The sequence below is a fragment of the Promicromonospora vindobonensis genome (assembly GCF_042685865.1).
GTDB classification, from domain to species: Bacteria; Actinomycetota; Actinomycetes; order Actinomycetales; family Cellulomonadaceae; genus Promicromonospora; species Promicromonospora vindobonensis.
In genome coordinates this window covers 2868692-2884003 of the sequence record NZ_JBHUOG010000002.1, presented here as the reverse complement: position 1 = coordinate 2884003, position 15312 = coordinate 2868692, and the positions used below count along the sequence as shown (strand labels likewise).

Below are 15312 nucleotides of genomic sequence, written 5' to 3'. Positions count from 1 at the left end.
CCGATGAAGCTCCGCAGTCGCACGATCAGCGTGCTCGGCGCGATCGTCACGCTGGCCTCGGCCGGTGGGCTCGTGGCGCTGTACGCGCCGTCGGACGCACGGGCGGCCGGCGAGACGGACTCCGCGGTGACCGTGAAGTGGGCCGGGGACAACGGGGAGCTGCAGCAGTTCCAGCCCTCTCGCGACGACGTCGCTCCGGGCGGCCGGTACGAGAACTCGGGGTTCTGGGACGACTTCAAGGATCTGCAGGTCACCGTCTCGCAGACGAAGGGGTTGACCGACCAGGGGATCACCCTCACGGCCAGCGGCATGGCGCAGAGCATGCGTGAGTCCTTCTTGCCTGGTTCGCAGAACTTCTTGCAGGTCATGCAGTGCTGGGGCGATCCGGACGCCTCCGACTTCGCGAGTACGTGCCAGTGGGGCGCGCTGTCCGGGTTCGAGACCGCCAAGAGCACCGATGCTGCAACGTCCGGGGCCTTCGGCGGTGGGGGGTTCGCCGATGCGACGCTCAACCGCGGCGAGGGAGACGGCCGTGTGCCCTTCCGGACGGTCACCGGTCAGGTCCAGGAGCCGGAGACGATCACGCTGCCTGGCGAGAGCGGGTCGACGGTGACCACACAGGGACTGGACCGGTACTTCAGCGCGTCCACCACCAACGAGCTGGTGCGGGTGCCCTTCGGCAGCGACAGGACGGCCACGGCTACGTTCGTCGCGCAGTCCGCCGCCGCCCAGCCCTACCTCGGGTGCGGAAACCCGGAGTCGCAGGCCGGCGAGCGCTGCTGGCTCGTCATCGTGCCGCGGGGTAGCCACTCGACGAACCTGCCTGGCGCCGAGCGGTGCGCTCCGCGCGAGGGCGCCGGTCACGGCGAAGCCGGTTACAACCTGAGCTCGCCGATCGCCTCGGCCTGCGGCGCGTGGTCGAACCGGATCGTGGTGCCGCTCGACTTCAGCAACCCGTTCGTGAGCTGCCCGGCCGGCACGTCCGAACGCCGGATCGTGGGCAGCGAGCTGCTCGCCGACGCGATGAGCTCATGGCAGCCGGTCCTCTGCAACGGCGACGACGGCTCGACCTTCAGCCTGACGACCAACGCCGGAGACCTGGTGCGTTCCCAGCTCCTCACCGGGGCCGCCGGGCTGGCGGTCGTCGCCGAGCCACTGACCGAGTCCACCATCGCCAACGCTGACCCCGCGCTGCTCGAGGATGCCGACCTGGGCTACGGACCGGTGGCCAACTCGGCCGTCACCATCGGCTTCCTCCTCGAGGAACGGGACGGCAGGACCGCACGAGATCTCAAGCTCACCCCACGGCTCGTGGCCAAGCTGCTCACCCAGAGCTACACGGCCGACAGGGCCGGGGAGATCCCCGGGGTAAAAGCGCTCAGCGACATCACGGCCGACGAGGAGTGGAAGGCGCTCGGGAACCCCACCGACCTGAACCCCCAGGTCGTGAACGGGGCATGGGTCGTCGTGGGGCCGCAGGGCGACGACGCGTTCCGTTCGCTGTGGGAGTACGTGCTCGCCGACGCCGACGCCGTCGCGTTCCTCAAGGGATCCCCCGACCCCTGGGGCACGACCGTCAACCCGTACTACCTGCCTCCGAAGCACTCGGAGGCACTCGGGGGAGGCGCCGACCTGCTGTCGTCGCCGATCGACACGTTCCCCAGGCAGGATCAGACCATCTACCCGGTGAACCCGGACGACCCGGAGCTGCCGGTCCAGCTCCCCAACTATCAGAAGCAGGTGCTCGACTCCACCGCCATGTTTCCCTACTCGACGACGCTCACCGCGAACGCGGAACGCATCGCCCGAGCGGACTCGCGATACACCAGGGCCTGGGACCCGCAAAAGCTCGTCGGTGTGGCGAGCATCGGCGCCTTCGTCCCGGCTGATCCAGCACTACCAGGGCGCATCGGGGGCCGGCTCGTCTTCGGTCCCACCAGTGCACCCGCCGCCGAGCAGTACGGGCTCACCACCGCGAGCCTCGCCCAGCCCCTGTCCTCATCGACGAAGAAGCAGACGGTCGCCACGGCACGTGAGTTCGTCCCGTACGACGACGACTCGGTGGCCGCAGGGATCGCCGCGCACACGACTGACACCGGCACCGGTCTGGGCACGGTGGACCTGTCGGAACTTCCCGACGGCGCCTACCCTCTGGCGGCCACGCTGTACGCGGCGGCCAACCTGAACGCGGTCGGCCTCAATCTGGAGGCACGCCAGGAGTACGCGCACTTCGTCACCTACGCCGCCACCGACGGCAACGTTCGCACCGGCGATCGCGGCGGCCTGCCGGAGGGCTACGTGCCGCTCACCGCCGAGCAGCAGGACGCGGCCCTGGAGCTGGCCGAGCGGCTGACCACCATGCCGGACGAGCCGGACCCGTCCGGGGCGCCGGACGGCTCAGACGGGGGCGCCGGCGACGGGACCGGCGGATCCGGTAGCGGTGACGCCGCCGATGGCTCGGACGATCCGGCGGACACCAGTGCGACCGTGCCGATCCCGGAGGGCGGCGACGACCCGGCGGCTGACGGTCCGCCGTCCGATCCAGGAGCTGACGGCGGCCCAGGGGCCGACCCCACGACGACCCAGACCGAGGCGGCGGCGACGCAGGACACCGCCCCGCTGGCAGCGTCGGTGGCGCTGGGCGGCACCCTCGTCGCGGGTCTGGCCGGCATGGTCGGCGCCCCGTTCCTCATGCGACGACGTGACGTGACCGGCTGACTCAGCTCAACCTCCCGGCACCGGCGGTCGAACGAGCACAACTCCACACAGGTTTCCGTACGGGCACCACCCCCGCCCGTACGTGGAAGGCCCCTCACCCGGGGCGCGAAACCAGGGTGAGGGGCCGTGTCCGCAAGGACACAGGGTCGCACGCGACCTTTGGGGGGACACCCTAGATGGAAAGGCATGCACATGTCTATGCACCACCTGCGGGGAGCCCGTGCGCTCCTTGCCGGCGCCGCGACTGCTGCGCTTCTCCTGGGCGGGGCGCTCGGCGCCTCGGCTGACCCGATCGACCCCGAGACCGGCCTGACCGACCTCGCTCGCCCGGTCGACGGCGTCGGTTCCGACACGACGCAGGACCTGAACAACGGCCTCGCGGCCGTGGTCACGAACAACGACGCGCTGATCCTCGGCTCGTGGGACGCCACAGGTTCGGCGACGATCCAGACCCGTACCGGTGGGGCGACCTTCGCCCGGCCGAACGGCTCCGGCAGCGGCGTCAACGCGCTCAAGGCGGCCAAGACGGGTGGCCAGTGGCAGGGTGTCACGCTGAACAGCCAGGACATCTCGTTCGCTCGCTCGTCCTCTGCTGCGACCTTTGTCCCGGGTGGGGACTACTCGTACATCCCGCTCGCCGTGGACGCGGTCACCTACGCCTCGGCGCCGGGTGCGACCGTCCCGGACGAGCTGACCAGGGCCGACCTGACGGCCATCTACAGCGCGTCCAACGGTCAGAGCGTCACGCTGAGCAACAACGTGGCGTACACGGTGGGTCGCGAGGGTACGGGCGCCCAGATCGTGCCGTTCCTGCCCCAGACCGGCTCGGGCACCCGCTCGTTCTTCGTCGGTCAGCTCGGTCTGACCGAGGCCACGCTCGGCTCGGCCGTCGCGTGGTCCTACTCCGGTGGCTCGGTCCAGGAGCACGACGGTGCGCCGCTCGCGGCCGTGCCCAACTCGATCGCGCCGTTCTCCATCGCGCAGTACATCGCTCAGGGCAACGCGACCGCGCTGTCCACCCGGTACGGCGTCACCGTCCTCGACCGTCGCGACGGTGCCGTCCTGCACACCATGAAGAACAACAGCGGCGTCGTGACGCAGCCGATCGTCGACGGGGCGCTGAACACCGCGTTCCCGATCGCTCGTCCGGTGTTCACGGTGGTGCGGCACTCCGACATCGCCGACAACGCCAACCTCGAGCACGCGTTCGTGGGCGATGACGGTGCCGTGTACAGCGCCACGTCGAGCGCCGGCTCGTTCACGATCGAGGACTTCGGCTTCGGCTCGTTCATCGACCGTGACTCCGGGATCAACGGCGTTCTGATCAACGGCGAGAACTACCGCGCCGGTGACGCCGAGTCCTACCGCACCAACTGACGGAACACGTCAGCTCCGGCTGACCGGGTTCGCACGCCCCCTGGGCGGGCAGGCCTGACGGTTCCACGCGTCGCCCCGGCGGATCATCCGTCGGGGCGACGCCCCCCGGTCGCACGCGCACCGGGTCTGCCGGCCCTCCAGTAAGGAATGATCGATGCGTATCAATACCGCCCGACGCACGGGCTTCGCTCTCGTCACCGCCATCGCGGTGGCTCTCACAGGCTTCATCGCGACGCCGGCGGCGGCGCTGGCCCCGAACCTCGACCCGGGCAACCGGCTCGGCGGCATCACCTTCGACGTGGACAGTGGCGAGATCTCCTATCCGGGAGGCCCACAGCGTCTGACGACCGAGACAGGCTGCCCTGCGGGTTACCGCAACTCGTCCCGCGTGATGTTCGTCTGGTCGGACGGGACGTGGCCGGAGCGGCTTGGTCAGAGCGACGCCGGGCTGCCCGCACTGTTCTACGGCGGCGCACACCCGATCGCGGGCACCGGCCTGGACGGCAACCCGATCGACCGCGTGAACTCCAGCACGACCCAGCGCTTCGCATCGCGGTGGAACGGGGGCGGCTTCCCGGCAGCGCGGTTCGACGGCCACAGTGGCGTTGCCTCCTACGTCATCACCTGCGACCCGGGCACTGTGCCCAGTACTACCGTTCCGACTGCGACCGAGGGTGTCGCGAGCGCGAAGTACTTCTCGACCGACGTCCGGATCACGTGGAACGACGCGACCGACACGGGCACCTGGGAGGTCGTCCCCGACGTCCCGATCGAGAAGGTGGACACCACCACCACGCTGACCGGTGCCGCGCTGAACGACGGCAGGGTCCGGCTCACCGCGGCCGTCGCGCCGTCCGCCGCGTCCGGGGCAGTGACGTTCAAGAGCGGTGACGGCTCGACGATCGCGACGGAGAACATGTCCGGCGGAACAGCGACGACGGTGGTCGGCGGTCTCGAGGCGGACAACGAGTACACGTTCACGGCCGAGTACGCCGGTGACGCGAGCCACGAGGCGTCGACATCCGGCACGTTGACGGTCACGACGGTGGGCGAGCCCGTTCCCCCGCAGGACACCGAGATCACGGTGACCATCCCGGCGTCGGCCCAGGGGCTGCGATTCACGGTCAGCCCTGGCGGAGTGGCTCTGGCGCAGGCCGAGCTGGACGGCGAGCAGTTCGTCGCCACCGGCACGCTGCAGGAGGTGCGGGTCACCGACACCAGGACGGACCGCAAGCAGTGGACCCTGAACGGCCGCACGTCCGACTTCGACGGCCCGGGCGAGGCGACCATCGACGGCTCGGCCCTGGGCTGGAAGCCGGAGCTGGTCGGCACCGGCAACGCCGGGACCGCAGGCACCGAGGTCACTCCTGGCGCGGGCGGCGGTCTCTCCGCCGACAAGCCGCTCGCCCAGGCGCTGGCCGGGGTCACGCAGTCCGACACCCGGGTCGGTGCGGGGATCACGCTCCGGGCGCCCGCCGACACGGCCGCCGGTGACTACGCGGCAACCCTCACACTGACCCTCATCTGACGATCGGCACGACGCGGGGCGGCTCCGACGACGGGGCCGCCCCGCTCCCACAAGTTCCCGTGCGGGTGCCGTCCCCTGCCCGCATGCGAAGGCCCCTCACCCGGGGCTCAATCCAGGGTGAGGGGCCGTGCCCGCGAGGGCACAGGTCGCTCGTGACCTATGGGGTGAATTCTACACAAAGGTAGGACTCATGTCTCACATCACCGTCAGCCGGGTGGCCATGCGCCTCGCGGCTGCGCTCACGCTGACGCTCGGGGCGGCGCTGGTCGCCCCGGCCGCGCAGGCAGTGAACCCGGTGCTCGACACCGGCAACCGCCTGGGTGGTATCACCCTCGACAAGACGGCCGGGGACATCTCCGGCCCGGGCGGCCCTCAGTCCCTGACGACGGAGATCGGGTGCCCCGAGGGGTACCGCGGCTCGTCCCGCGTGATGTTCGTCTGGCCGGACGGAACGTGGCCGACGACCGTCTCCCCGACCGACACCGGATTCCCTGGGCTGGTGAAGGTCGCCGCCTCCCCGATCGAGGGATCCGGCCTCGACGGCAACCCGGTCCTCCGTACCGGCACGTCTGCGTCCCGCTGGGCCGTCTACGGCTTCCCGGCCGACCGGTTCGACGGCCACAGCGGCGTCGCGACCTACGTGATCACGTGCGACCCGGGCGACGCGCCGGGCACCACGTTCCCGCCCGCCGGTGACGGTGTGGGGGCCTCGAAGTACTTCTCGGTGGACGTCCGCCTCGCGTGGAACGACGCCACCAACACCGGCACGTGGGAGACGGTCAAGGAGACCACCACCACGACGCTGACCGCGAAGGCGCACTGGAAGTCGGCCACGCTGACCGCACAGGTCGGTCCGGACTCCGCGACCGGCACGGTGACGTTCAAGGACGTCGCCACAGGCAAGACCGTCGGGACCGGCACCGTGACCGACGGCGTCGCCTCGGTGAAGGCGACCGGCCTGAAGCCGTGGAAGACGTACACCTTCCGCGCGGAATACTCGGGTGACGCCCAGCACGACGGTTCCACGTCGAACCGGGTTCGTGTGAGCTGCTGACGACCCTGTTCGCCGGCTGAACCCTCCGGATGGCCCCGGTCCGCAAACCAGCGGGCCGGGGCCGTCTCGTCATCTACCGTGGCTTGTTCGCGTACTTCCGGACGACCTCGACGAGCGCCCGGAGCCATGGCCTCCCGGATCGACACCCCCTCCGTTCGGACGGGAATCACCCCCTCCTTTCGGGTGGTCCCTCGGCACGCAACCGGCCCGCCGTCCGCCGTCGAACACCGCGCAGGCACCACTGCGGGAGAGTAAAACCCCAGGTCAGCGTGGTTGTATGGCGGGTGCGCCGCCGCTGTCCATGTGCCGTCCATCTGGGTGTCGCTCAGCGGCTACGTGCGCTCCGCCTCCCCGATGTTTGCCCACCGCACGGCCCGTCACGATGATTCGAAGGTCCAGACCGGCGCTGCCCAAGAAGGCGGCGTCGGCATATGTATCCCGCGGTCCGGCACGGGCCGCGACCGGGTCTGGAGAACCTCACGATGATCGTCCGAAGGACCCTCACGGGCGGCGTCCTCGCCGCCGGGGTGCTCGCCGTCCTGTACGGCACGGTCGCCCCCGCACAGGCCGAGCTCGCGCACGCCGCCGTCCTCCCCGCCGCCGACGACCGCCAGGTCACCTGGAGCGTCCAGCCCTCCAGCCCTGACGGCCCCGACGGGCGCACCGAGCTCACCTATGACGTCGCCCCCGGCAGCACGATCAGCGACTGGGTGTCGGTGTCCAACTTCTCGGACCGCCCGGCCACCTTCCGGGTCTACGGGTCCGACGCGACCACCGACTACGACACCGGCGCCTTCACGCTGATCGGTGCCGACCAGGCTTCCACCGGCATGGGGTCGTGGACCTCGGTCGACTCCGGCTCCGCGGTCTGCCCCGACACGAACGACGACGCGGAGGCGTCCTGTGCGGCCGACCTCGGCGTGGTCGTGAAGCTGAAGCCCGGCGCCCGCGCCGATATCCCGTTCACGATCACCGTGCCGCACGACGCGACGCCCGGCGACCACGCCGCCGGCATCGTCGCCTCCTTCCGCTCGGGCGGTGCGGACGGTGACGGGTCGGCCGTGCAGGTGGAGCAGCGGGTGGGTACCCGCATCTACCTGCGGGTCGACGGCGAGACGCAGCCCGCGCTCGACGTCACCGGCGTCGTCGCCGGGTTCGACGGCGTGGCCAACCCGTTCGGCGCCGGTACCGCGACCGTCGGGTTCGACCTGACCAACACCGGCAACACGCGCATCTCCGGTGAGCCGGCGGTCCGGATCACCGGGCCGTTCGGGATGGACCTCGGCGCGGCCGACGTCGACCCGGTCGAGAACCTGGTGCCCGGCGGCACCGCGCACGTCGTCGCCGAGGTGCCGGGCGTGCCGCCCGTGCTGCTCCTGTTCGCCGACCTCACCGTCACCCCGGCTGCTGCCGAACGTCCAGGCAAGGGGGCCGACGACGACACGCTGCCCGCCCCGGTGACGGCGTCGGCGCAGGCCTGGGCCGTGCCCTGGCCGCTGGCCGGGATCGTGCTGGTGCTCGCGGGCGCGATCTGGGCCTTCGTGGCGTGGCGCCGGCGTTCGCGGCGCCTGCTGGGCGAGGAGCTGGCCGCCTACACCGAACGTGTCCGCGCCGAGGCCCTGGCCGAGGCAGGCACGCATGCCGAGACCGAGAGAGAGGTTCTCCGATGAGCCTGGGACACCTGCGGCGGCGCGTTGGCGGGCTGCTCTGTGCAGCGTCGCTGACGGCGGCCGCCGCGACGGGAACGCTGACACTGTCTGCCGGGGCGGCGCACGCCGCTGACGACGAGGGCACGGGGGTGAGCGTGACCATCCCGGAGGGCGCTCCCACCGACGACCCGACGGATGATCCGACGGACGACCCGACCGACGAGCCCACCGAACCGGGGAGCGAGGCGCCCGCCGGTCCGGGAAGCAGCGCAGGCGGGGGCGGCGGGTCCGGCGCAGGCTCCCCGGACGGGACGGGCGACGCCCCGGGCACGCCCGGTTCCGGCGAGCCGGGCACCGGGGACGGGGCCACCGGCGGTGGAACCGGGACCGGGGCGGCCACGGGGTCGGACGGCGACGCGGCCGACACGACGTCGTCCGGCACCCCGAAGTGCGTGCCGGAGAAACCACCCGTGCCGACCGAGCCCGCGACGGAGGGCGACATCGCGGGCCTCGACAAGGACGTGTACCTGCCCGGCCAGAAGGTCACCGCGACGGCCGACGGGTACGGCAAGGGCGAGAAGGTACAGCTCGTGCTGTTCGCCGAGCCGCAGATCGTCAGCACGCTCGAGGCGGACCGGAAGGGCAAGGTCGAGGCAGTCTTCACCGTCTCGGGGAAGACCACGGCCGGCCCGCACACGCTGCAGCTCACGGGCTGGTGCGGCGGCGTCGCGCTCGCGGAGCTCCTCGTGGGCTCGGCCGGTGACGACGCAGCGGCCGCCGGTGTGCCGGCCTGGGCCTGGTGGGCCGGCGGCGGCCTCGGCGTGGTCGGTGTCGGCGCGGGCGGCTGGTACGTGTTCCGTCTGATGCGCGCACCGGGCGCGGGCCTGCCGGTCGCTGGTGGCGCGGAGGTGGCGGCCTGATGAGCAACCCGCCGACCAACGCGTCCGACACCACGGTCAAGGACCTGCCGGACAACCCCAGCCCGGCCGACGACGCGCCGACCAGCCCGTACGCCGTGCGCAACACGTTCGGCGCCCGGTACAAGAACGCCCGCCTCGCGGCGGCAGCGGCCGCAGCGACCACGCGGGAGCTCGCCCCCCGAGACGCGCGGTGGTGGGCCGGCGCCGCGATCATGACGGTGTCCATGCTGCTGCTCGCGTTCGTGGCGCACACCGCGCTGTTCTCGACGGCACAGCACCACCGCACGCAGCTCCTCGCCTACGACGAGCTGCGGACCACGCTGGCCAAGGCCGAGACACCGGTGGGTCAGCTCGACCTGAACGGGGACCTGGTCGAGGCCGGCACGCCGATCGCGCTGCTGGAGATCCCGGCGCTGGGTGTCACGGAGGTCGTGGCCGAGAGCTCGACCTCGCGCGTGCTGCGCTCCGGCCCGGGGCACCGGCGGGACTCCGTGCTGCCGGGCCAGGCCGGGACGTCGGTGGTCCTGGGCCGCCAGGTCACCTACGGCGGGCCGTTCGGCGGCCTGGACCGGCTGGCACCGGGTGACGAGATCCACGTGACCACGGGTCAGGGCGAGCACACCTTCCGGGTGTTCGGACTGCGGCACGCGGGCGACCCGCTGCCCAAGCCGCTCGCCCCCGGACAGGGCCGCCTCGAGCTGATGACCGCCGACGGCCTGGAGCTGTTCCCGTCCGGCGTGCTGCACGTGGACGCCCAGCTCGTCTCGGACCTGCAGGAGACCCCCACCAAGGTGCTGGCCGAACCGGCGCTCCCGGACGAGGAGCGCGAGATGGCCGGCGACGACGGTGCCTGGTACATCGCCTTCTTCGTGCTCGTGTTCTTCGTGGCTGCCGGCGTAGGGCTGTGGTGGCTGTGGACCTCGTGGGGGCGGTGGCACGCCTGGCTTATCGGCGTGCCAGTGCTGCTTGCCCTCGGCGTGACCTGCGCCGACATCGTCATGGACGCGCTGCCGAACCTGCTGTGAAAGGACCTGGGATGACCATCGAGGAACAGTCCACCGGCACCGCCACGAGCACGGCGGTCGCCCCTGAGCCGGCGGCCGACTGGCCGACGTCGCCGGGCGCGGTGCAAGGACCGCCGTCGGGCAACGAGCTGTCCGTGCTGGACGCGCGGAACGTGTCCGCGTGGTTCGGCTCGCACAAGGTGCTGGAGCGCGTGTCGCTGACCATGCCCGCCGGACAGGTGACGGCACTGATCGGGCCGTCCGGCTGCGGAAAGTCGACGTTCCTGCGCATCCTCAACCGGATGCACGAGCTGGTGCCCATCGCGGCGCTGGCCGGCGAGGTACGGCTCGACGGCGACGACATCTACGACCGCCGCAAGAAGATCCAGGACGCCCGCAAGGACATCGGCATGGTGTTCCAGAAGCCGAACCCGTTCCCGGCGATGTCGATCTACGACAACGTCGTGGCGGGGCTCAAGCTCACCGGCCTCCGGGCGTCGCGCGACGAGAAGGACGAGCTCGTCGAGCGGTCGCTGACGTCCGCGGGCCTCTGGAAGGAGGTCAAGGACCGGCTCTCCCAGCCCGGCGGCGGGCTCTCCGGCGGGCAGCAGCAGCGCCTGTGCATCGCGCGGTCCCTGGCCGTGCGGCCCAAGGTGCTGCTGATGGACGAGCCCTGCTCCGCGCTCGACCCGACGTCCACCCGGGTCATCGAGGAGACCATGGTGGAGCTGCAGAAGGAGGTGACGATCGTGATCGTCACCCACAACATGCAGCAGGCGCAGCGCGTCTCCCAGCAGTGCGCGTTCTTCCTCGCCTCGCAGGGCACGCCGGGCGCCATCGTGGAGCACGGGGACACCGAGGCGATGTTCTCCGAGCCGCAGGACGAGCGCACCTACGACTACGTCAACGGCCGGTTCGGGTGACGGTGGCAGGGCGCCTGGTCGCTGTCGCGCTCGCCGCCATCGGCCTCGTGGTGACCGGCGGAGCTGTCGCGGCAGCATCCGAGTACGAGGAGGTCATCTTGGCGGAGACCACCGCGGTAGACATGGAGACCGGCGAGTCGTATCTCGGCCGGGTTCCGCTCGTGCTCGACGCCGGGACCGGCGTCAATCTTTCGTACACCTTGCTCGATCCCGGCCAGATTCACCGCAGCTCGCACCGGCTGGAGGCGATCCTGGAGCCGGGCGCGATCGAGATCCACCCCGCGCCCTTCTTCGGTACGTTCGACGGGGTCACGTACGAGTACGAGTTCAGAGTGCCTGAGGGACTGGATCCCGGCACGAAGTTCCGGTTGACCATACGGACCGCGCAGGGACTCGGAGACACGAACAACTACACGATCGGCACCTTCGCGTTCGAGACGCCTGCACCCGCGGCAGACGACGAGCTGGTGCAGTCGTGGACGCCTTCGACGACCGCTCCGAGACCGCGTGTGCCGTCGACGAAGGACGTGGACTCGAAGGCCGGACCGGCCGACGCGCAGCAGCCCGCCGACGTGCAGCAGCCGGCCGAGGAAGAGGTGCGTCCGGACGAGCGCGAGAGGCGTGCCACCCCGGCCGCCGAGGATCGGGTCGAGAAGGAGGAACCCTCGGCGCGCAACCACGAAGGAAGAGGTAAGGGGAGCCCGACGCCGGAGACGTCGAGCGCAGCCCCGTTGACCAGCGCGAGCAGCTCAACGGGAGCGACTGCTCCCGCCTGGTTGTGGCCCACCCTGCTCATCGCGATCGGAGCCGTAGGCTTCGGGCTGGTAGTCGCCGCGGTAGCGCGCAGGGCGCGGCGCGATGCCAGCTACCGCAGGTTGGCGGCACGCCCATGATGGCCCACGACGGAGGCGGCGCCACGCTGTGACCAGCGACGATGCTGAATCCACGTTCGGCGGGCGGTACGTGCTCGGGGACCTGCTCGGCGTGGGCGGGACGGCGTCCGTGTTCGCAGCGGAGGACACCGGTGCGGCGGCGGAGGGCTCTGCTGAGGCCGGCCGGCCGGTCGCCCTGAAGATCCTGCACCCGCACCTGACCGCCGACGCCGCGTCTCGCGACGCTTTCCTGGCCGAGGCGCGCGCCGCCCAGGAGCTGCACCACCCCAACATCGCGGCCGTCCACGACTCCGGCGTCGAGGAGGCGGCAGGGGTCGCGCTCGCATGGATCGCCCTCGACCTGGTCGACGGCGGCAGCGTCGGTGAGCGGGTCGACGCCGACGGGCCGCTTCCTCCGGCCGAGGCCGCCGCGGTGCTCGACGGCGTGCTCGCCGCGCTCGCCGTCGCGCACGAGGTGCGGCTGGTGCACCGCGACGTGTCCCCGGCGAACGTCCTGCTGCAGGGCGTGGAGCCCGATGAGGCGCTGCGCACCGAGCACGTGCGGCTCGTCGACTTCGGTCTGGCGGACGCCGCGGGCCGTACCGCCGTCGGCAGCGGGGTGCTGCGGGCTGACGGCGACACGCTGCGCGCCGGGCCGGGCGCCGACGGGTCCGCCGTGACCGTGGTGCTCGGCGTCGCCCCGGGGCGGACCGCCGCCGTCGGGCCGGCTGCCGGCGCCGGGAACGAGGGCGGGGCCGGGGTGGCGAGGACGAGGGTCGCGGGTGGCGGTGACGCCCGGACGGTGGTGGGCAACCCCCAGTTCATGTCGCCCGAGCAGGCACAGGGCCGGCCGGTGCGTGTTGCCGGCGACGTCTACCAGGCGGGCGCGCTGCTGTACTACCTGCTCACCGGCCGACCGCCCTTCCCTCGCGACACCGACGCCCAGGTGCTGGACGCGCACGTGTCCGCTCCGCCGCCGGTGCCGTCCGCGCTGGCCCCGGGGGCGCGCGCGTTCGACCGGGTGGTGACGCGCGCCATGCACAAGACGCCGGTGCGGCGCTTCCGCGATGCCGAGGAGATGCGCGCGGCGCTGGCGCAAGCGACGCGCGACCTGCCCGATCCCACCCGCGCACCCGCCGACGCACCGTTGAGTGCGGGATCTTCGTCCGATCAACCGGCAGCAACCGGACAGACATCCAGCACTCGACGATCGGGGGAGCTGGACTACCTCAAGCCCGTCGACGGGGCGGGGGAGCCCGTGCCTGCCACCAGGGGCGGAGCGGTGGGGGTCGGCGTCGTGGTGATCGGGCTGCTCGTGGCCGCGCTGGCCGTCTGGGCTGCCGTGGCGGCACCGGGGCTCGCCGGGAGCGATCCGTCCCCGTCGCCGAGCGCCACCACCTCGGCGTCCGCGGCCTCGACGCCGTCGCGCTCGGCGAGCCCGTCGCCCCTGGCATCGCGCGATCCGTCCCCGACGGCGACGCCGAGCCGGACCGCCACGTCGTCGCCGTCCGCCACGCCGACGTCGTCAGCGACGGCCACCGCGACCGCCGCACCGCCGCCGAGCACGGAGCGAGCACGGGTGCCGGTGCTGACCGGCACGCTGGCCGAGGCGCAGGTGGCGCTGGGCGACGCCGGCCTGGTGCTCGGCGAGGTCACGCGAGCGGACGCGCCGGAACCCGCCGACACCCTGCTCGGTCAGCGGCCCCGCGCTGGCCGCTCCGTACGTGAGGGTGCCGCCGTGGACGTCACCGTCGCGAGCGGCCGCAACGCCGTGCCGACGGTGGAGGGCATGACGCTGGGCGCCGCGGTGGCCGAGCTCGAGTCCGCCGGCTTCGAGCCGGTGCTGGAGGACCCGAACGCGCCGCCCACCCTCCCGGCCTCCGGTACGACGCCTCTGGCGGGCACGGTACTGCGGCTCGGCGTCAGCGTGACGGTGCTGATCGGGGAGCCGGAGCCGACGCCGTCGGGCTCACCGTCCTGACGAGGGCGTTCTGGCGGAGCCGCTGAGCAAGGGCTCCGGGCAGGGCTTCTGCGCGCGACCACCGTGCCGAGTCGCCGCTCAAGCGGTCGGGAGAGGGTAGACCCGGGGAGCAGGTGTCAGGTTTGGTGAACTTCGTTCGGCTCACCCATGTCAAATTCATCTCTGCTGAACAGTTCGACGGAGGTGAATTTGGCATGGCTGAGGTGTACGGAATTCAGCCCGCATGGCACCCCTCGCGAGGGTTGTACGTGCCCGGCAGGCGTCCTCCGAAACGGCGCCGAGCGTCTGCCACGTCCTGCGCCGGAGCGGTTCGGCTCGGCGACGGGCGCCCGTAGCGCGCAGTTCACCTGCCCGTCAGCGCCCGGCGCTTGCATGGGCACCAGTCAGCCGGTGCTCGGCCGGCAGGTACAAGGAGACGACCATGCGCGCACGAACCATCGTCGGAGCAGCCCTCGCGGCCGCCACGCTGTTCGCGGGGCTGGCCACGCCGGCGTCCGCCACGCCGCCAGCGGGCGGCGTCGACCTGGGCGAGCCGCACGACGCCGCGCACGCCCACAACGACTACGAGCACGACCGTCCGCTCCACGACGCGCTGTCCCACGGCTTCACCAGCGTCGAGGCGGACGTCTGGCTGGTCGACGGCGAGCTGCTCGTCGCGCACGACCTCGTCGACGTCGACCCCGCCCGGACCCTGGAGAGCCTCTACCTCGACCCGCTCCAGGACCTGGCGCGCGGTCGCGGCCGGAGCGTCTACCCCGGCTGGGACGGCAGCCTCCAGCTCCTGATCGACATCAAGTCGGACGGCGAGCGCACCTACGCCGCGATCCACGACGAGCTCGCCGAGCACAAGGCGATCATGACCCGCGCCGTGCACGACCGCGTGCGGACGGGCCCCGTCACCGCCGTCATCAGCGGCAACCGGCCGCTGGAGACCATGCGGGAGCAGCCGGTGCGCTACGCGTTCTACGACGGGCGGTCCGGCGACCTCGGCTCCGGGCTGCCGGCAAGCCTGATGCCGCTGGTCAGCGACAACTGGACCAAGCTGTTCACCTGGCAGGGCGACGGCGCGATGCCTGCCGCCGAGCGGGAGCGCCTGCACGCCTTCGTGGACGAGGCGCACGCAGCGGGCTACCGGGTCCGGTTCTGGGCCACGCCCGACCAGCCGGGTGCCGCCCGCGAGGCGATGTGGACCGAGCTGGCGGACGCCGGGGTGGACCACATCAACACCGACGACCTCCCAGCCCTGGACGCCTTCCTCTCGGCCCGCTAGCCCGCACTCGACGGTG

11 protein-coding genes are annotated in these 15312 nt (G+C 71.9%); all 11 read left to right on the top strand.

The window, feature by feature from the left end; all coding sequences use genetic code 11:
• Nucleotides 1–3 precede the first annotated feature (3 nt).
• Nucleotides 4–2718, top strand: a complete 2715-nt coding sequence (locus ACFS27_RS26175) for a hypothetical protein (RefSeq protein ID WP_377189760.1) — start codon at nt 4–6, stop codon at nt 2716–2718.
• Nucleotides 2719–2910: 192 nt separating this feature from the next.
• Nucleotides 2911–4095 (top strand): hypothetical protein, encoded by a 1185-nt coding sequence (locus ACFS27_RS26170; RefSeq protein ID WP_377189757.1) that lies wholly within the window; start codon nt 2911–2913, stop codon nt 4093–4095.
• Nucleotides 4096–4249: 154 nt separating this feature from the next.
• Nucleotides 4250–5623: an Ig-like domain repeat protein gene (locus tag ACFS27_RS26165; RefSeq protein ID WP_377189754.1), complete on the top strand. Its 1374-nt coding sequence runs from the start codon at nt 4250–4252 to the stop codon at nt 5621–5623.
• 190 nt (nt 5624–5813) lie between these two features.
• The gene (locus tag ACFS27_RS26160) at nt 5814–6677 is read left to right on the top strand and encodes an Ig-like domain-containing protein (protein WP_377189751.1); all 864 of its coding nucleotides are present in this window, start codon (nt 5814–5816) and stop codon (nt 6675–6677) included.
• Nucleotides 6678–7159: 482 nt separating this feature from the next.
• Entirely contained in the window at nt 7160–8347 is a 1188-nt protein-coding gene (locus ACFS27_RS26155; protein ID WP_377189748.1) for a hypothetical protein, read from the top strand.
• A complete protein-coding gene (locus tag ACFS27_RS26150) occupies nt 8344–9246 on the top strand; it encodes a hypothetical protein (protein ID WP_377189745.1) in 903 nt (300 codons plus the stop codon). The genes ACFS27_RS26155 and ACFS27_RS26150 overlap by 4 nt, the downstream gene beginning before the upstream one ends.
• Nucleotides 9246–10271: a sortase gene (locus tag ACFS27_RS26145; RefSeq protein ID WP_377189742.1), complete on the top strand. Its 1026-nt coding sequence runs from the start codon at nt 9246–9248 to the stop codon at nt 10269–10271. Before ACFS27_RS26150 ends, ACFS27_RS26145 begins: the two co-directional genes overlap by 1 nt.
• An 11-nt stretch (nt 10272–10282) precedes the next feature.
• Nucleotides 10283–11173, top strand: a complete 891-nt coding sequence (gene pstB, locus ACFS27_RS26140) for a phosphate ABC transporter ATP-binding protein PstB (RefSeq protein WP_377189740.1) — start codon at nt 10283–10285, stop codon at nt 11171–11173.
• A 2-nt stretch (nt 11174–11175) separates the two neighbouring features.
• The gene (locus ACFS27_RS26135) at nt 11176–12066 is read left to right on the top strand and encodes a hypothetical protein (RefSeq protein WP_377189737.1); all 891 of its coding nucleotides are present in this window, start codon (nt 11176–11178) and stop codon (nt 12064–12066) included.
• Between the two features lie 28 nt (nt 12067–12094).
• Nucleotides 12095–14026: a serine/threonine protein kinase gene (locus ACFS27_RS26130; protein ID WP_377189734.1), complete on the top strand. Its 1932-nt coding sequence runs from the start codon at nt 12095–12097 to the stop codon at nt 14024–14026.
• A 421-nt stretch (nt 14027–14447) separates the two neighbouring features.
• Nucleotides 14448–15296 (top strand): phosphatidylinositol-specific phospholipase C/glycerophosphodiester phosphodiesterase family protein, encoded by an 849-nt coding sequence (locus ACFS27_RS26125; RefSeq protein ID WP_377189731.1) that lies wholly within the window; start codon nt 14448–14450, stop codon nt 15294–15296.
• The last annotated feature ends 16 nt before the right edge of the window (nt 15297–15312 follow it).

Coding starts and splice junctions, on each gene's coding strand:
- ACFS27_RS26175 (WP_377189760.1), top strand. CDS start 4: ATGAAGCTCCGCAGTCGCACGATCAGCGTGCTCGGCGCGATCGTCACG.
- ACFS27_RS26150 (WP_377189745.1), top strand. CDS start 8,344: ATGAGCCTGGGACACCTGCGGCGGCGCGTTGGCGGGCTGCTCTGTGCA.
- ACFS27_RS26165 (WP_377189754.1), top strand. CDS start 4,250: ATGCGTATCAATACCGCCCGACGCACGGGCTTCGCTCTCGTCACCGCC.
- ACFS27_RS26160 (WP_377189751.1), top strand. CDS start 5,814: ATGTCTCACATCACCGTCAGCCGGGTGGCCATGCGCCTCGCGGCTGCG.
- ACFS27_RS26170 (WP_377189757.1), top strand. CDS start 2,911: ATGTCTATGCACCACCTGCGGGGAGCCCGTGCGCTCCTTGCCGGCGCC.
- pstB (WP_377189740.1), top strand. CDS start 10,283: ATGACCATCGAGGAACAGTCCACCGGCACCGCCACGAGCACGGCGGTC.
- ACFS27_RS26155 (WP_377189748.1), top strand. CDS start 7,160: ATGATCGTCCGAAGGACCCTCACGGGCGGCGTCCTCGCCGCCGGGGTG.
- ACFS27_RS26125 (WP_377189731.1), top strand. CDS start 14,448: ATGCGCGCACGAACCATCGTCGGAGCAGCCCTCGCGGCCGCCACGCTG.
- ACFS27_RS26145 (WP_377189742.1), top strand. CDS start 9,246: ATGAGCAACCCGCCGACCAACGCGTCCGACACCACGGTCAAGGACCTG.